Raw genomic sequence first — 16,376 nt, 5'->3', positions numbered from 1 at the left:
GACGCCTCCCACAGCGCGGACTCGACGAGCGCCTCCGGCGTCGCCTTCCCGTACTTCTCCAGGAGTCGCCGGTCCAGGGACCCGGCGTTCACACCGATCCGGATCGGGACCCCTGCGTCGGAGGCCGCTTTCGCGATCTCCTTCACCTTGTCGTCGAACTGCTTGATGTTGCCCGGGTTGACCCGCACCGCCGCGCAGCCGGCGTCGATCGCCGCGAAGACGTACTTCGGCTGGAAGTGGATGTCCGCGATCACCGGGATCTGCGACTTGCGCGCGATTGTCGCCAGCGCGTCCGCGTCGTCCTGGGTCGGACAGGCCACCCGGACGATCTGACAGCCCGAGGCCGTCAGCTCCGCGATCTGCTGGAGCGTCGCGCCGACGTCGGACGTCCTCGTGGTCGTCATCGACTGCACCGAGACAGGCGCGTCCCCGCCGACCGCCACCGACCCGACCTGGATACGCCGCGAGAGGCGACGTACCGCCAACGGCCGGGCCGACAGCCCGGGAAGACCCAGTGCCACCGGCTCACCACCACTCATGACGTCACCCGTGGTTTCCCGAGACCGTCTCGCGGACCGCGCGCAGGGACTCCTTGAGCGAGCCCATGGTCGCGAGGACGGCCGTCGGCTCGTAGCCGCAGTGCGCCATGCAGTTGGCGCACCTCGGGTCCTTGCCCCGGCCGTACTTGCTCCAGTCGGTGTCCTCGATGAGCTCCCGGTACGTCGGGACGTACCCGTCGCTCATCAGGTAGCAGGGGCGCTGCCAGCCGAAGAGCGAGTAGTTGGGGATCGCCCACGCCGTGCACGGGAAGTCCGCCTTGCCCTCCAGGAAGTCCAGGAAGAGCGGCGAGTGGTTCAGCCGCCAGCGTCGCCGGTTGCCGCCCGAGAAGGCCTTCTTGAACAGCTCGCGGGTCTGTTCGACGCCGAGGAAGTGCTCCTGGTCGGGAGCCTTCTCGTACGCGTAGGCGGGCGAGATCATCATCTCGTCCACCTCCAGGTCGTCATTGAGGTAGTTGAGCACCTCGATGATCTTCTGGGGGGTGTCGGTGTTGAAGAACGTGGAATTGGTGGTGACCCGGAAGCCGCGCTTCTTGGCCTCCTTGATCGCCTCCACCGCCTCGTCGAAGACGCCTTCCTTCGCCACCGACTCGTCGTGCCGCTCCCGCAGCCCGTCGATGTGCACGGCGAAGGCGAAGTACCGCGACGGCGTGAACTTCTCGATCTTCTTGCGCAACAGCATGGCGTTGGTGCAGAGGAACACGTACTTTCTCTTCGCCACCAACTGCCGGACGATCTCATCGATCTGAGGATGCATCAGGGGCTCGCCGCCGGCGATGGAGACCATCGGGGCGCCGGACTCCATGACCGCGCCCACGGCCTGCGCCACGGGCATGCGCTGCTTCAGGACTCCCGCCGGGTGCTGGATCTTGCCGCAGCCCTCGCACGCGAGGTTGCAGGCGTAGAGCGGTTCCAGCTCGACGATGAGCGGGAACTTCTCACGCTTGCGGAGCTTCTGTTCGAAGAGATACGTCCCGACCCTGATGGTCTGGCGGAGCGGCATGGCCATCTGGCTCACCTCCTGGGGAGCAGCAAAGAACGGTGCCATTCAAAAAGTGCCGGTAGGACGGCACGGAGAACACGAAAGGCCGATATTCCCCCGCGAAGCGTCCCGATACGGACCAGCTCGTGCTCCGGAGCGTCCACTACCACCCGTACGGCCGCAACGGGACGCGGTCCCACCCGCAGTGCACTGCCGAGCGTCGCGGCGGACTCCATGTCCACCGCGATCGCCCCGGTGGTCCGCAGCTCGGCCCGCTCGGGGCCGCGTACGACGTGGTCGGAGCCCAGCAGGGTGCCGGTGTGGACGGTGCGCCCCGGCGCGGCCCTGCTCAGCGCCTTCGCGAGCAGCTCCACGCTCGTACAGGCCGAACTGCCGTGCGGCCCGCGTGTCTCGTCGGCGACGATCAGGTCCCCGGGGTGCATCCCGGGGACGAGCCCCGCGCAGAATCCGGACGCGATGACGGCCGCGTCCGGGATGGGACTTCCCTCGCCGAGCGCCCCCCTGACGGCAGCGGCCGCCGCCTTGGGCCCCATGCCCGTACGCAGTACGGTCACGGACTCCGGCGCGTCCTTGCCGTGCCCGCTGCGCAGCGCGAACTGCTCGATGCCGAGCGCGCAGGCGATCAGCAGCGGTGCGGGCCGCGCCGACGGCGGCCCGGTGGCGGCATCCGTCGGATCCGGCGGGCCCATCAGGTCTCTTCCCGGGTGGCGCCCAGGTCGGGGAAGACGGGCTCCCCGTGGACGTACCGCCCGAGCGCGGTGAGGGGGAAGACCTGCCGGTAGAGGTGGTAGTTGATGGAGAAGTCCCACGGGAACCCGGTGCCCGTGAACTGCGGCTCGTCCCAGGAGCCGTCCTCCCGCTGGGTCGCCGCCAGCCAGGTGACCGCGCGCTCGACGGACCTGGCGTCCCGTTCCCCGGCCGCGAGCAGGGCGAGCAGCGCCCAAGCGGTCTGCGAAGCGGTCGAGACCCCGCGCCCGGCCCAGCCGGCCTCACGGTACGAACGCAGGTCCTCGCCCCAGCCCCCGTCGTCGTTCTGGACGGATTCCAGCCACGTCACGGCACTGCGGACGGCGGGATGGGAGGTGGGCAGCCCGGCCGCCGTCAGCGCCGGTACAACCGCCCCCGTCCCGTACACGTAGTTGACGCCCCAACGCCCGAACCAGGAGCCGTTGGGCTCCTGTCCGGCCAGCAGCCACTCGATGCCGCGCCGGGCACGCGGGTGGTGCGCCATGCCTTCGACGGCCAGCATCTCCACCACGTGGGCGGTGACGTCGGCGGACGGCGGGTCGATGACCTCGCCGAAGTCACAGAAGGGCAGCCGGTTGGGGAAGGCGCTGGTGTTGTCGGCGTCGAAGGCCGCCCAGCCGCCGTCCTTCGACTGCATGCCCAGGGTCCAGCGGACGGCACGGTCGACGGTGGCCTTCGTCCGGGCCCGGTCCGGGTGCGCGACGCGCCGCAGGGCCAGGACGACCTCGGCGGTGTCGTCGATGTCCGGGTAGTTGTCGTTGTGGAACTCGAACGCCCAGCCGCCCGGCTCCAGTCCGGGACGGCGTACGGACCAGTCTCCGGGCCGTACGATCTGCTCGCTCATCATCCAGTCGGCGGCCTTGACCAGCGCCGGGTCGTCGGGCCGTACCCCCGCGTCGGCGAGCGCCACGGTGGCGAGGCAGGTGTCCCAGACCGGCGACTGACACGCCTCGATCATGCGGGCGCCGTCGTCGCGCCACACCGCGAACCGGTCGAGCGACTCCAGGCCGGCGCGCATCACCGGGTGGTCCAGGTCGTATCCGAGCAGGTGCAGCGCGATCAGGGAGTACACGGCCGGGGGCTGGATGCCGCCCCAGCAGCCGTCGTTCTCCTGCCGCTCCACGATCCAGCGGGCCGCGCTCCTCATCGCCGCGCCCCGCAGCCTGGCCGGCGCGACCTTGCGGTAGACGTGCAGGGCCTTGTCGACCAACTCGAAGGCGCCCTCCCAGCCAATCGGCGTCGCACGGCGGGACCGCGGGTTCGGCAGACGGGGGCTGGTGTGCAGCTCGTCGAGCGCGAACGGCGCCGGGCGCACGGGCCGCTTCGCCGAGACCACGGTCAACGGCACGATGGTCTGCCGGGCCCAGCAGCCGAACGCGTAGATGTTGAGCGGGAACCAGGACGGCAGGAAGATCAGCTCGGGCGGCAGCTCGGGCAGGTCGTCCCACTTCCACCAGCCGAACAGCGCCAGCCAGATCCGGGTGAAGACGCGGCTCGCGGCGATGCCGCCGCGCGCCCTGATCCAGGCCGCGGCGCGTTCCATGTGCGGATCGTCCGGACGGTCCCCGGCAAGCCGCAGGGCGACGTACGCCTCGATGGTGGTGGAGAGGTCGCCGGGGCCGCCGTGGAAGGTGGCCCAGGTGCCGTCGCCGCGCTGCTCCCCGCGGATGTGGAGGGCGGCGGCCGTGAAGGTCTTCTCGTCCTGGAGACCGAGGAACTGACGGAGCAGCAGGTCCTCGGCGTCCATGGTCACATTGGTCTCGAGGTCGCCCTTCCACCAGCCCTGTTCGTCCTGCCGTGCGAGCAGGTACGCGACCGCGCGGTCCGTGGCCCGTCGCGCCGCGCCCATGACGTCGGCGGTGACATCGGCGGGTACGTCGGCGGTGACCGGAGCGCTGTCGGCACTCCCCGCTCTGCCGCCGGTGTGCTGGTCGGTGGGGGAGTGCAGGCGGGTATGGGTGTCGGTAAATTCGCTGGCCGCGGCGGCGCGGGGCTTCATGGCCCCGGGGCTCCCGTCGGTCGTCGCTGTCATGGTTTCCCCTTCGTGGCAGTTGGTCATCTGCTGTGCTGGGGTCCGACGTCGTCCGGTGCGGGGTTTACGGCGGGTCCCGGCACCGGACGGCGACATGCGAGTTATATGAGGCGGATGCTGATCATCTCTTTCGTACGACGACGAAGTCCGCGAGCGCGGTGAGCTGCGCTCGGACCTGCGGGGGCATGTCGACGCCGTCCAGCGCCTCGATGGCGACGGCGTGCTGCCTGCGGGCTTCCTGCGCCGTCCAGTCGCGGCCGCCCGCCTCCTCGATGAGAGCCGCCCTGGCGGCGAACTCCTGCTCGGAGAAGCTGTCGAAGTCGTTGCTCTTGGCGTCGGCGGCGAGCAGCTCGGCGAGCCGCTCCGACGCCGGTCCGCCGGCCGCCAGCGCCGCGACGACGGGCAGGGACTTCTTGCGCTGGCGCAGGTCGCTCCAGGTCTGCTTGCCGGTGGCGTCCGGGTCGCCCCAGATGCCGAGCAGGTCGTCGACGGCCTGGAAGGCGAGACCGAGGTGGTAGCCGTACGCCTCCAGTGTGTCGGCCGTACGGTCGTCCGCGCCGCCGAGCACCGCGCCGATGGACACGGCGCAGGCGAGCAGCGCGCCCGTCTTGTTGCCCTCCATCTCCAGGCACTCGTCGACGGTGACCCGCTCGCGGTGCTCGAAGGAGATGTCCTGCGCCTGGCCGTCGATCAGTTTGCGCGTCGCGGTGGTGAGGCGGCGCGTGGCGCGTCCCGCCTCGACGGTGCCGATCTCCAGCAGGAGTTCGTTGGCCAGCGCGAACAGCGCGTCGCCGACGAGGATCGCCTGGGCCGGCCCGTGCACCTTCCACACGGTGTCGCGGTGCCTGCGCTGCTCGTCGCCGTCCATCAGGTCGTCGTGGAGCAGGGAGAAGTTGTGTACGAGTTCGACGGCGACGGCGCCGGGCACGCCGACCTCGGGCGCCGCGCCGGCCGCCTCGGCCGACAGCAGGGCGAGCGCCGGCCGCACGGCCTTGCCGCCGTCGCCGTCGGCGGGCCGCCCCTGGGCGTCGATCCACCCGAAGTGGTACGCCGCGACGGTGTCCATGGGCGGCGCGAGCCGTTCCACGGCGGCCTTCAGCACCGGAGTGGACAGGGTGCGGCCGCGCTCCAGAAGGGCGGCGATGTCCACCGTGGTGTCGTCGACCGTGTTCGCCGGGGTCACAGGCTCTCCTCTTGTTTCCATGCCAGTGCTCATACCGCCTCCTGCAACGGATGTTCGTGGGCGCGGCCGAGTTCGGAGAGTGCCGCGTCGGCGGCGGTGATGCCGCTGCGCACAGCTCCCTCCATGGTCGCGGGCCATCCGGTGGCGGTCCACGCGCCGGCCAGGTACAGGCCGGGTGCGTGCGTACGGGCGCCGGGGCGCAGCCGTCCGACGCCGGGGGTGGGGGCGAACGTCGCTGTCCGCTCCCGGGTGACGAAGAAGTCGCGCACGCCCGCGCCGCGCGCGGCGGGCAACAGGCGCTCCAGCTCGGGCAGATAGCGCTCGCGCAGCTCGGCCACGGGCGTGTCGATCTCGTCGTGGGCCGCCGACTGCGAGACGGCGAGGTACTGGCCGCCGCCCCGCAGTCCGGAGGACTCCGTACGGTCGAAGACCCACTGGACGGGGCTGCCGAGTGCGGCGAAGAAGGGGCGGCGCAGCACCTTGCGGTCGTACACGACGTGGACGTTGAGGATCGGTGCGGTGCCGATGTCCAGGAGCCGGTCGGCGTCGTCGATGACGCCTTCGGGCAGCAGCGCGTGCGTCTCGCCCTGGGGTACGGCGAGCACGACGGCGTCGGCCGCGATCAACTCGCCCGGCGTCGTGACCTCCCAGCCGCCGTTCGCGGCACGGAAGACGGAGGCGGCCCGGGTCCGCAGTTCCGTGCGTACGCCCGCCGCGTCCAGCGCCTCGCGGGCGCGCGTGTCGTGCAGTTCGCCGAGCGGTACGTGGGCCCAGCCGATGTCGGCGGCGCCGGGCTCGGACAGCAGGCCCGTCTTGAAGACCATCGCGGCGAGGCCGAGGGAGGCGTGGGGCGCGGTCGCGTTGAGGGTCGCGACGCCGACGAGGTCCCACAGCGCCTCGATGGTGCGCGGCGACTGCCCGTGGCGGCCGAGCCAGGTCGCGAAGTCCACGCCGTCCAGGGCGGGATCGGCCGGGTCCAGCTTCTTGAGGGCGAGCGCGGCGCGCCCCACGCTCGCGCGTTCGGCGAGGGACAGGTGCGGATACGTCGCCAGGCTCGCGGCCAGGTGCAGCGGTACGGGCAGCTCCGTGCGGCGCAGCCGGCCGAGCCGGGGCCCCGCGGGCCGGCCGGCGTCGAGCACGGGGACGTCGAGCCGGCTCTGCAGCGGTGCGAGCGCGGAGCCCCGCACCCGGTCGAGGAACCACCGGTAGGCGGTGCAGCACCGCAGGTAGACGTGCTGGCCGTTGTCGACGGTGAGGTCGCCGCGGCGGAAGGAGAAGGCGAGGCCGCCCAGGCGCGGGCGCCCTTCGAGCAGCGTGACCCGCATTCCGGCGTCGGCCAGCTGGAGGGCGGACGTGACACCGGCCAGTCCGCCGCCGACGACGACCGCGTGACCTGCCGCGTGGCCCGCGGGCCGCGGCACGCCCGGCCGTGCGTCTGTGGTGCCGCGTGTCATACGCCCTCCCCTCGGGCCTCACCGGCGGTGTACGGACGGCGGGCCGTCGGAGTCGGGGACGCGTCGCGCCGCCGGAGGGTTGCCCCGCTGGTGTGCGTGGGCGTCCTGCCGGCCGTGGCGGGCCCCATCAGATCCGCCTCCTGAGCTGCGTGCGGGAGATGGTGCGGGCGTCGAGACCCGAGAGGCCGCGCACGGCGACGTACGCCTTCTCGTGTCCGGGCAGCGAGACCCGGCCGCGCAGCACGGCCAGGGGGTCGCGCTCGATGCGGTCGAGGAGCCGCCGGTAGATGCCGGCCATGGCGGCGACACAGGCGCCGGAACGCCGGTCGAGCAGCGGCAGCAGCCGGTAGCCCTCGGCGAACAGGGCGCGGGCGCGGCGCACTTCGAAGTGGACGAGGCCGGTGAAGTCGGACCCTTCGGGGGGCGTCGCGCCCCGGAAGCCGGCCGAGCAGCCGAACTTGGCGAGGTCGTCGGAGGGCAGGTACGTCCGCCCGTTCGCGGCGTCCTCGCGGACGTCACGGAGGATGTTGGTGAGCTGGAGCGCGAGACCGAGCGTATCGGCGTAGTCACCGGCGCGTTCGGTGGAGCGCGCGCCCGCCTGGGTGCCGAACACGCCCAGCGAGAGCCGTCCGATGGCGCCCGCGACGCACCGGCAGTACACCTTCAGGTCGTCCCAGGTTTCGTAGGTCTCGCCACGTACGTCCATGAGGACGCCGTCGATGAGCTCGTCGAGCCCCTCCAGCGGGATCGGGAAGCGGCGCGCGGTGTCGGAGAGCGCCACGGCGACCGGGTCGGTGTCGTCGTCGTCGACGGTGCCGGCCCGGACGCGGTCGAGCAGCGCGCGGGTCTCTTCGAGCCGCGCCTGCTTGACGCCGGGGTCCAGCATGCCGTCGCCGATGTCGTCCACGCGTCGCGAGAACGCGTAGAGCGCGGACATGGCGTTGCGCTTGTCGGTCGGCAGCAGCCTGATGCCGTACGCGAAGTTGCGCGCCTGCTGTCCGGTCACCGCCTCGCAGTAGCTGTACGCGGCGAGTACCGGTGCGGACATCTGTACGAGTCCTTCCACGGGCCGGCTCACCCCTCTCTTCGGTCTCATCGCAAGACAGCTCCCGCTGCGCGCAGCAGGCTGAGCTTGGTGGGCTTGGGCGGTCCGGGGAGCACGTCGTAGCCCGCGGCCGCGATCGCGGCGAGAGCGGCGCGCCCGCCGCCGACGAAACCGGCGAGCAGCAGCTTGAGCCTGCCGTCGACACTGGCCACGAGGGCCTTGCCGTCGTCGAGCAGGAGCCCGGCGCGTTCGGCTTCGTACGCGATCAGGGAGCGCACCGACGCGTTCGCGGACGGGGCGGCGAGGTCGGTCTCGTCGACGTGGAAGCGCGCCATGGAGTCGGCGGGCAGGTAGATCCGGTCGCGGCCGAGGTCCTCGGCGACGTCCTGGAGGTGTTCGACGATCTGCAGGGCGGTGCAGACCGCGTCGGAGCGGCGGATCCGCTCGGGGCTCGCGGTGCCGGTGATGCCGAGGACCAGCCGCCCCACGGGGTTCGCCGACAGCTCGCAGTACGCGAGGAGCTCGTCGTACGTCCTGTAGCGGCGTACGAGCTGGTCCTGCCGGTTGGCCTCGATGAGCCCGAGGAACGGCTGCGGGGTGAGCGAGCGGCGGCGCACGGTCGCCGCGAGGGCGCGCAGGAGCGGGTGGCGGGGGCCGTCGCCCGTGGCGGCGAAGACCCGGCGCAGGTCGGCCTCGAAGGCGTCCAGCATCACCAGACGGTCGTCGGCCAGGGCGGGGTCGAGGCCGAGCAGGCGGGCGTCGGCGCCGCCGGGGGCGAGGTCGCCGTCGCCGATGTCGTCGACGAGGCGGGCGTATCCGTAGACGGCCATCAGGTCGTCGCGCCAGGCGCGCGGCAGAAAGAAGGGAGCCACCGGGAAGTTCTCGTCGGCGGCCTTGTCCAGGGTCGAGCGCGTGGGTGCGCCGGTGCGCACCTGCCGGGTCCGGGTCATCGCGGGCTGCCCGGTGCGGGGACGGCGCAAGCGTCTTCGAACTGGAGAGGTTCCATAGCCATTGCCGTCACATCTCCCGTTCTACACTGTCGACCTAATACATCCTATTTCGGACACGCCGCCCGCCGCTACAGCTTACGTTGTACAACGCCCGACACCGCGCCGGGGTGCCGGGCGCATCACAACAAGGCTGCGAAATGCCTCAACCTTCCCGAACGCGACGGGAGTTGACGATTCCGGCATGGTACGGCGCGCCGGACCGCTCGCACGGCGCGGACACGCGGAACCCCCGCCGGGTTGGTTCGACCGGCGGGGGCACCGAACCGGGACCTAGCGCCCGGTCTCCTTCTCGTACGCCTTGAGGACCTCGTCCGTGGGCCCGTCCATCAGCAGCTCGCCCTTCTCCAGCCACAGGACGCGGTCGCAGGTGTCCCTGATCGACTTGTTGCTGTGGCTGACGAGGAAGACGGTGCCGGCTTCCTTGCGGAGCTCGCGGATGCGCTGCTCGGAGCGGATCTGGAACTTCCGGTCACCGGTGGCCAGCGCCTCGTCGATCATCAAGACGTCGTGGTCCTTGGCGGCGGCGATCGAGAAGCGCAGGCGCGCGGCCATGCCGGAGGAGTACGTGCGCATCGGCAGCGTGATGAAGTCGCCCTTCTCGTTGATGCCCGAGAAGTCGACGATCGACTGGTAGCGGTCGCGGATCTGCTCGCGCGTCATGCCCATGGCGAGACCGCCGAGGATGACGTTGCGCTCGCCGGTCAGGTCGTTCATCAGCGCGGCGTTCACGCCGAGGAGCGAGGGCTGGCCGTCCGTGTAGACCTTGCCCTGCTCGGTCGGCAGGAGGCCCGCGATGGCGCGCAGCAGGGTCGACTTGCCCGACCCGTTCGTACCGATCAGGCCGATCGCCTCGCCCCGGTACGACGTGAAGGACACCCCGCGCACCGCGTGCACCTTGCGTACGCCGGGCGCGTCGCCCTTGCCGCGCTTCATGATGCGGCTCAGGGCCGCGGTGGCGCTGCCGCGCCCGCCCGCGCCGCCGTTGACGCGGTAGACGATGTGCACGTCGTCGGCGATGACCGTGGGGATACGCCCCTGCGTGTTGTCGTCAGCCACGGCCGTACCGCTCCTCAGCCTTCCAGAAGTACACGAAGCCCGCGGCGCCCACCAGCAGCGCCCAGCCCAGGCCGACGGCCCAGACGTGCGGGGGCAGGTTCCCGGAGCCGTACCCGTCGATCAGACCGAACCGGATGAGGTCCATGTAGACCGCCGCCGGGTTCCACTGGAGCACGTCCGTGACCCAGCCGGGCAGGTCCTTGTCGGCGAGCATCGCCGGGATGCTGAACATCACTCCGGAGGCGTACATCCACGTACGCATCACGAAGGGCATCAGCTGCGCGAGGTCGGGGGTCTTGCTGCCGAGCCTGGCCATGATCAGCGCCAGGCCGATGTTGAAGACGAACTGGAGCGCCAGCGCGGGCAGGACCAGCAGCCAGGACAGCGAGGGGTAGCTGCCGAAGGCGACCGCGACGACCAAGAGCACGATCATCGAGAACAGCAGCTGCTGGAGCTGCTGGAGCGCGAAGGAGATCGGCAGCGAGGCGCGCGGGAAGTGCAGCGCTCTGACCAGGCCGAGGTTGCCCGAGATCGACCGGACGCCGGCCATCACGGAGCTCTGGGTGAAGGTGAAGACGAACACACCCGTGACCAGGAAGGGGACGTAGACCTCCCGTGCCATGCCCCGGTCGGCCTCCAGGATCAGACCGAAGATCAGGAAGTACACGAGGGCGTTCAGCAGCGGAGTCGCCACCTGCCACAGCTGGCCGAGCTTGGCCTGGCTGTACTGGGCGGTGAGCTTCGCCTGGGAGAACGCGAGGATGAAGTGGCGTCGGCCCCACAGCTGCCGGACATACTCGATCAGCCCCGGCCGGGCACCGCTCACCGACAGGCCGTACTTGGCGGCGAGCTCCGCCGGGGTAAGTCCGTCGTCGGGAGATGGCGGGGCGCTCGTCGCGACCGCACCGTCATGGGTTGTGTCACTCACAAGTTGAAACTTTCGTGTTCAAGATGCGCAGGCGTTAGGCGCAGGATCGGGCTCCAGGTCCCGCGTGCACCCGATGCTTTCAGACCCGAGCTTGTCAGACGACAGGAGGTCGGCCGAGCCGGGTCAGGCGCCAGACGGTACGCCATCTCATCGGACGGCGCGGTCCCGGCGAGGTTGTCCACCCCTCCTTGAAGCCGCCGAACCACGCCTTGAGAGCCGGTACGGAGGGCCGCCGCGCCAGCGTGAGCAGCAGCCACACGCCGAGGTAGACGGGCACCAGCGGGGCCGGCAGATTGCGCCGGGCCAGCCAGACCCGGTTCCTGGCGACCATGCGGTGGTAGACGGCGTGCCGGGAGGGAGCGGTCGTCGGGTGGTACAGGACCATGTCCGAGCGGTAGTCGATCATCCAGCCGGCGTCGAGGGCCCGCCAGGCCAGATCGGTCTCCTCGTGGGCGTAGAAGAACTCGTCGGGCAGCCCGCCGACCTCGGCGAAGACCTTGGTCCGTACGGCGTTCGCGCCGCCGAGGAAGGTCGTCACGCGCGAGGAGCGCATCGGGTCGGCCGCGCGCAGCCGCGGGACGTGGCGGCGCGCGGTCTCTCCCGTGTCGGGGTCCGCGATCCGGAAGCTGATGATGCCGAGCTTCGGGTCGGCGGCGAAGGCCCGGCGGCACAGCTCGGCCGTGTCGTGCTGTGCCAGCAGGCCGTCGTCGTCGAGGAAGAGCAGGATGTCCATCTCGGCGCCGCTGGGGCCGAACGCCTCGATACCGGCGTTGCGGCCGCCGGGGATGCCGAGGTTCTCCGGCAGCTCGACGGTCCGTACGCCCTCGGGGACACCGGTGACCGGGGAGCCGTTGCCGACGACGACCACCTCGACGCGGTCGCCGTCCTGCTTGGCGACCGAGTCGAGGAGTGCGCGCAGCTCGTCCGGGCGGTTGCCCATCGTGATGACGACCGCCCCGACCTTCAGGTCCGCGCCCGGGCCCGCGCCCTTGTCCGCGCCCGTCACTTCAGCCTGCTCGAAGCGAGGATGGACACGAGGTGCAGGAAGGTCTGCAGGATCGCGATTCCGGCCAGTACGGCGATCCCCAGGCGGCTGAAGAACAGGTCGCCCTGGACGAGGTCGGCGATCGCGACGACCAGGATGAACAGGCTCGCCTCGATCCCGCCGACCAGCCGGTGGAACTTCAGCGCGGCGGCCAGCCGGCGCGCCAGCGCCAGGCCGGAGGAGCGCGGCACGGAGGCCTCGTCCTTCACCGCGGGCAGTCCGCTGCGGGTACGGGCCACGTCGACCAGGTCGGTCTCGGCCTTGATCAGGATCGCGCCGAGCGCGGCCAGTGTTCCCAGGAACGCCCACAGCCACTCCGGCCGGCCGGCGCCGAACAGGTCCGCGCCGCGCAGGCCGAAGCCCACCAGCAGGGCCGCCTCGCAGAGGTAGTGGCCGATGCGGTCCAGGTAGACGCCGGTGATCGAGGTCTGCTTGCGCCAGCGGGCCACCTCGCCGTCGACGCAGTCGAGCAGCAGATAGATCTGGAACAGCACCACCGCGAGGATCGCACCGGTCAGCCCGGGGATCAGCAGGGCCGCGCCGCCGAGGACGCCCACGACGACCATGAGGTACGTGAGCTGGTTCGGCGTGATCTTGGTGTTCACCAGGTACGGGTCGATGTGCAGCGAGATCTCCCGCATGTACATGCGCCCGGCCCAGTGTTCACCGCTGCGCCGGTCCTTCACACCCTCGGGGTGAACGACCGGACGGAGTTCAGCTACTGATGGCCTTGACATAGTCGGCGTAAGCGTCCTTGATCTGGTCTGCGGACAGGTCGAGGTGCTCCAGGATCGTGAAGCGTCCCGGGCGGGTCTGGGGGGCGTATTCGACGGCCTTGACGAACTCGTCGACGCTGAAGCCGATCTCCTGTGGCAGCACCGGCAGGCCGTGCCGGTGCAGTACCTCGGCGAAGAGCCCGGACTGCTCGGTCGCGCCCCGCAGGTGCATGGCGAAGGCGGCGCCGATGCCGACCTGCTCGCCGTGGCTGGCGGCCCGCTTGGGGTACAGCAGGTCGAAGGCGTGGCTGATCTCGTGGCAGGCGCCGGACGACGGGCGGCTGTCACCGCTGATCGACATGGCGATGCCGGAGAGCACCAGGGACTCGGCGAGGACCGTGAGGAACTCGTCGGTGCCGACCCCGCCGGGGTGGCGCAGTACCGCTTCTCCCGCCGTACGGGCCATGGCGGCGGCCAGTCCGTCGACCGGCTCGCCGTTGACCCGGTGGGACAGCTCCCAGTCCGCGATCGCCGAGATGTTGGAGATCGCGTCGCCGATGCCGGACCGGATGAAGCGGACCGGGGCGTCCCGGATCACATCGAGGTCGATGACCATGGCGATGGGGGTCGGGACGCCGTAGGAACCGCGGCCGTTGTCGTTGTCCAGGATGGACACCGGCGAGCACAGACCGTCGTGCGACAGGTTCGTCGCCACGGCGACCATCGGCAGGCCGACCCGCGCCGCCGCGTACTTCGTGACGTCGATGATCTTGCCGCCGCCGAGGCCGACCACGGCGTCGTACCGCTTGCCCTTGATGTCGTCGGCGAGCTTCACGGCGGAGTCGATCGTGCCGTCGGCGACCGCGTACCAGTCGGCGCCGGGCAGCACCGGCGCGAGCTTGTCGCGCAGGGCCAGCCCGGAGCCGGGGCTGGTCGCGATCGCCAGCTTGCCCGAGGCGGAGATCCGCTGGTCGGCCAGGAGGCCGGCCAGGTCGTCCATGGCGCCGCAACTGATGTCGACGACGACCGGGGACGGGATGAGCCGGGTCAGTACTGGCACGCGATCTCACGGCCCTTCGCGAGGTCGTCGTGGTTGTCGATCTCGACCCACGTCACTTCCCCGATGGGAGCCACGTCGACGGTGAAGCCGCGGTTGACCAGCTCCTGGTAGCCGTCCTCGTAGTAGAGGTCGGGGTCGCGCTCGAACGTCGTCTTCAGCGCGTCGGCCAGCTCTTCGGCGGCCTCCGGCTCGATGAGCGTGACACCGATGTACTCGCCGGTGGCGGTGGCCGGGTCCATCAGCTTGGTGATCCGCTGGACGCCCTTGCCGTCCTGCGTGATGACCTTCATCTCCTCGTCGGCGAGGTTCTTCACCGTGTCGAGGGCGAGGATTATCTTCTGGCCCTTGCCGCGGGCGGCGAGCAGCGTCTTCTCGACGGAGACCGGGTGGACGGTGTCGCCGTTGGCGAGGATCACGCCCTGCTTGAGGACGTCACGGGCGCACCACAGGGAGTAGGCGTTGTTCCACTCCTCGGCCTTGTCGTTGTCGACCAGGGTGATCTTGAGGCCGTACTTCGCCTCAAGAGCCTCCTTGCGCGCGTAGACGGCCTCCTTGCGGTAGCCGACGACGATGGCGACCTCGGTCAGGCCGACCTCGGCGAAGTTGCCCAGGGTCAGGTCGAGGACGGTCGTCTCACCGTCCACGGGCACCAGGGCCTTCGGGAGGGTGTCCGTGTAGGGACGCAGACGCCGGCCGGCGCCGGCAGCCAGTACGAGGCCGATCATGCGGGTTCTCCTTCGTCATGTACTGCGGGTGCTCCGGAGGACACCCAGAAGCGGATGGACTCCGTGAGCACCACGAGCGCCACGGTCACAGCGAGTGCCGTGAGCGCCAAGGTGAGGTCTGTGTTTCGCGTAGCCAGGAGGGTGGCGAGGATCACCACCGCAAGCGTCCGGCCTTCGTGCCCGCCGATCGTCCGCACCAGCCACTGGGGCGGCGCGCCCGTGCCGCCCCGGATGCGGTACACCGTGTCGTAGTGATGGTAGGCGACCGCCGACACCAGCCCGAAGGCGGCAGGCAATGCCCCGTTCACCTCGCAGCGGGCGGCGATGATCAGGATCGTTCCGTACTCGGCCGCCCGGAAGACGGGCGGGACCAGCCAGTCGAGCGCGCCCTTGAGGGGACGGGCGACCGCGATGCCGGAGAGCACGGCGTAGAAGACCGCCGCGACGATCACCTGGCGGCTGCCGACGGGCTGGGTGAGCGCCGCGACCACCAGGGCGACCGCGCCGACGGCGGCGACGACCGGGGCGGTCCAGGCGCCGCCGAGCCGGGGGCCTCGGGCGGCCACGAACTGGGCGACGGGTCCGCTGTCCGCGAGGTCGGCGAGCGCCTGCGCGGCCCGGTCGGTACGCCGCGCCCTGCGGGTCAGCGAGCGCAGGACGCGGCCGGCCGTGGTGTAGAGGGCGGCGAGCGCGCAGCCGACGAGCAGGGCGTAGAAGACGATCCGCGGGGTGGTGACGGCGGTCAGGACCGCGATCATCGCCCAGCGTTCGCCGATCGGCAGGACGATCATCCGGCGCACCCAGACCGTCCAGCCGGCGCTGTCCAGCCGGTCGGAGAGCGCGGCGGTGGGGCTGGTGTTGGACTCCGCGTCGTGGTTCGCCTCGTTGAAGGAGAAGTCCACGACGTGGCGGCAGGTCTGGAGCACCATCGCGCCGAGCGCCAGCGCCCATACGTCGTCGCCGCCCCGGGCGGCGCCGAGCGCGAGGCCCGCGTAGTACGCGTACTCCTTGGCGCGGTCGAAGGTCGCGTCGAGCCAGGCGCCCATCGTCGAGTACTGGAGCGAGTAGCGGGCGAGCTGCCCGTCGGTGCAGTCCAGGACGAAGGACAGGAGCAGCAGCACGCCGGCCGCGACGTAGCCGCCGCGGGTGCCGGTCGCCGCGCAGCCGGCCGCGATCAGCGCGGTGATCAGCGAGGCGGTGGTGACCTGGTTCGGGGTGAGGCCCCGGCGGGCGCACCAGCGCGCGAGGTAGCGGGAGTACGGGCTGACGCAGAAGGTGGTGAAGAAGCCGTCGCGGGACTTCACGGCCGTACGCAGCCGTACGGCCTCCTCGTCCACGGCGGCGACGGCGGCGCGGGCCTGCTCGCGCTCCGCCTCGCCGGTGGCGACGACCGCGACCAGCGAGCCGAGCTCCGGCCGCCGCACGGCGGTGCCGTCCGCGTCGAGCGCCGCCGCGACGGCGTCGGGCCCGCCGGGGGCGCCGCGCACGGCGCGCACCAGCGCGGCACGGGCCTCGGGCTGCGCGGTGAGCGCGCCGGGGGCCGCGGCGGCCGGGAAGCGGGGGTCGGTCAGCGCGAGGCGCAGCGCGTGGACGTGGCCGACGAAGCGCGGGTCGACGAGGGCGACCCGCTCACCGGCGGGCACGGCGTCGAGGAGCTCGGCGGTCCCGGCGGCACCGGCGGACCGTACGTCGAATCCCAGCGACCGCAGATCGCCCTCGAGCGACGATCCGGGTACCGGCGGACCGGTGAGGATGGCGGTCGACAGACGAACTCACTCCTTGGCGCTGGGCAGGGGCTGGCCTTGCGTGGCATGC

15 protein-coding genes are annotated in these 16,376 nt (G+C 71.2%); all 15 read right to left on the bottom strand.

Going from position 1 to position 16,376, the window contains the following annotated elements:
- Nucleotides 1-539: flavodoxin-dependent (E)-4-hydroxy-3-methylbut-2-enyl-diphosphate synthase (locus IE185_RS17960; RefSeq protein WP_189715498.1), on the bottom strand; the 539-nt coding region annotated here is incomplete at its 3' end.
- Between the two features lie 4 nt (nucleotides 540-543).
- Nucleotides 544-1,566, bottom strand: a complete 1,023-nt coding sequence (gene hpnH, locus IE185_RS17955; protein ID WP_138894328.1) for an adenosyl-hopene transferase HpnH — start codon at nucleotides 1,564-1,566, stop codon at nucleotides 544-546.
- 5 nt (nucleotides 1,567-1,571) lie between these two features.
- The gene (locus tag IE185_RS17950) at nucleotides 1,572-2,249 is read right to left on the bottom strand and encodes a phosphorylase family protein (RefSeq protein WP_138894327.1); all 678 of its coding nucleotides are present in this window, start codon (nucleotides 2,247-2,249) and stop codon (nucleotides 1,572-1,574) included.
- On the bottom strand, nucleotides 2,249-4,339 hold the full coding sequence (gene shc / locus IE185_RS17945) for a squalene--hopene cyclase (protein WP_138894326.1): 2,091 nt from the start codon (nucleotides 4,337-4,339) through the stop codon (nucleotides 2,249-2,251). The genes IE185_RS17950 and shc overlap by 1 nt, the downstream gene beginning before the upstream one ends.
- Before the next feature lie 121 nt (nucleotides 4,340-4,460).
- Nucleotides 4,461-5,555: a polyprenyl synthetase family protein gene (locus IE185_RS17940; protein WP_189715496.1), complete on the bottom strand. Its 1,095-nt coding sequence runs from the start codon at nucleotides 5,553-5,555 to the stop codon at nucleotides 4,461-4,463.
- Entirely contained in the window at nucleotides 5,552-6,976 is a 1,425-nt protein-coding gene (gene hpnE, locus IE185_RS17935; protein WP_138894324.1) for a hydroxysqualene dehydroxylase HpnE, read from the bottom strand. Before hpnE ends, IE185_RS17940 begins: the two co-directional genes overlap by 4 nt.
- 127 nt (nucleotides 6,977-7,103) lie before the next feature.
- Nucleotides 7,104-8,024 (bottom strand): presqualene diphosphate synthase HpnD, encoded by a 921-nt coding sequence (gene hpnD / locus IE185_RS17930; protein WP_138894323.1) that lies wholly within the window; start codon nucleotides 8,022-8,024, stop codon nucleotides 7,104-7,106.
- Between the two features lie 44 nt (nucleotides 8,025-8,068).
- Nucleotides 8,069-8,971: a squalene synthase HpnC gene (gene hpnC / locus IE185_RS17925; RefSeq protein WP_138894322.1), complete on the bottom strand. Its 903-nt coding sequence runs from the start codon at nucleotides 8,969-8,971 to the stop codon at nucleotides 8,069-8,071.
- Between the two features lie 330 nt (nucleotides 8,972-9,301).
- Nucleotides 9,302-10,087, bottom strand: a complete 786-nt coding sequence (locus tag IE185_RS17920; protein ID WP_138894321.1) for an ABC transporter ATP-binding protein — start codon at nucleotides 10,085-10,087, stop codon at nucleotides 9,302-9,304.
- Nucleotides 10,080-11,015 (bottom strand): ABC transporter permease, encoded by a 936-nt coding sequence (locus IE185_RS17915; protein WP_138894320.1) that lies wholly within the window; start codon nucleotides 11,013-11,015, stop codon nucleotides 10,080-10,082. The genes IE185_RS17920 and IE185_RS17915 overlap by 8 nt, the downstream gene beginning before the upstream one ends.
- A 94-nt stretch (nucleotides 11,016-11,109) precedes the next feature.
- Nucleotides 11,110-11,955 (bottom strand): glycosyltransferase family 2 protein, encoded by an 846-nt coding sequence (locus tag IE185_RS17910; RefSeq protein ID WP_138894330.1) that lies wholly within the window; start codon nucleotides 11,953-11,955, stop codon nucleotides 11,110-11,112.
- A gap of 62 nt (nucleotides 11,956-12,017) precedes the next feature.
- On the bottom strand, nucleotides 12,018-12,797 hold the full coding sequence (locus IE185_RS17905) for a CDP-alcohol phosphatidyltransferase family protein (RefSeq protein ID WP_138894319.1): 780 nt from the start codon (nucleotides 12,795-12,797) through the stop codon (nucleotides 12,018-12,020).
- Nucleotides 12,775-13,836, bottom strand: coding sequence for an iron-containing alcohol dehydrogenase family protein (locus IE185_RS17900; RefSeq protein WP_138894318.1), 1,062 nt, complete (start codon nucleotides 13,834-13,836; stop codon nucleotides 12,775-12,777). Before IE185_RS17900 ends, IE185_RS17905 begins: the two co-directional genes overlap by 23 nt.
- Nucleotides 13,824-14,561: a phosphocholine cytidylyltransferase family protein gene (locus IE185_RS17895; protein ID WP_138894317.1), complete on the bottom strand. Its 738-nt coding sequence runs from the start codon at nucleotides 14,559-14,561 to the stop codon at nucleotides 13,824-13,826. The genes IE185_RS17900 and IE185_RS17895 overlap by 13 nt, the downstream gene beginning before the upstream one ends.
- Nucleotides 14,558-16,327, bottom strand: coding sequence for a DUF5941 domain-containing protein (locus IE185_RS17890; RefSeq protein WP_138894316.1), 1,770 nt, complete (start codon nucleotides 16,325-16,327; stop codon nucleotides 14,558-14,560). The genes IE185_RS17895 and IE185_RS17890 overlap by 4 nt, the downstream gene beginning before the upstream one ends.
- Between the last annotated feature and the right edge of the window lie 49 nt (nucleotides 16,328-16,376).

Origin of the sequence: Streptomyces chryseus (assembly GCF_014650755.1) — a bacterium.
In the GTDB taxonomy this organism is placed as follows: Bacteria; Actinomycetota; Actinomycetes; order Streptomycetales; family Streptomycetaceae; genus Streptomyces; species Streptomyces chryseus.
This window is presented reverse-complemented; position numbering and strand designations above follow the sequence as displayed.

Bases quoted from the DNA above. Each gene is read 5' to 3' on its own strand.
- IE185_RS17905 (WP_138894319.1), bottom strand. From the start codon at position 12,797: ATGTCAAGGCCATCAGTAGCTGAACTCCGTCCGGTCGTTCACCCCGAG.
- IE185_RS17940 (WP_189715496.1), bottom strand. From the start codon at position 5,555: ATGAGCACTGGCATGGAAACAAGAGGAGAGCCTGTGACCCCGGCGAAC.
- IE185_RS17895 (WP_138894317.1), bottom strand. From the start codon at position 14,561: ATGATCGGCCTCGTACTGGCTGCCGGCGCCGGCCGGCGTCTGCGTCCC.
- IE185_RS17910 (WP_138894330.1), bottom strand. From the start codon at position 11,955: ATGGGCAACCGCCCGGACGAGCTGCGCGCACTCCTCGACTCGGTCGCC.
- hpnE (WP_138894324.1), bottom strand. From the start codon at position 6,976: ATGACACGCGGCACCACAGACGCACGGCCGGGCGTGCCGCGGCCCGCG.
- hpnC (WP_138894322.1), bottom strand. From the start codon at position 8,971: ATGACCCGGACCCGGCAGGTGCGCACCGGCGCACCCACGCGCTCGACC.
- hpnH (WP_138894328.1), bottom strand. From the start codon at position 1,566: ATGGCCATGCCGCTCCGCCAGACCATCAGGGTCGGGACGTATCTCTTC.
- shc (WP_138894326.1), bottom strand. From the start codon at position 4,339: ATGACAGCGACGACCGACGGGAGCCCCGGGGCCATGAAGCCCCGCGCC.
- hpnD (WP_138894323.1), bottom strand. From the start codon at position 8,024: ATGTCCGCACCGGTACTCGCCGCGTACAGCTACTGCGAGGCGGTGACC.
- IE185_RS17950 (WP_138894327.1), bottom strand. From the start codon at position 2,249: ATGGGCCCGCCGGATCCGACGGATGCCGCCACCGGGCCGCCGTCGGCG.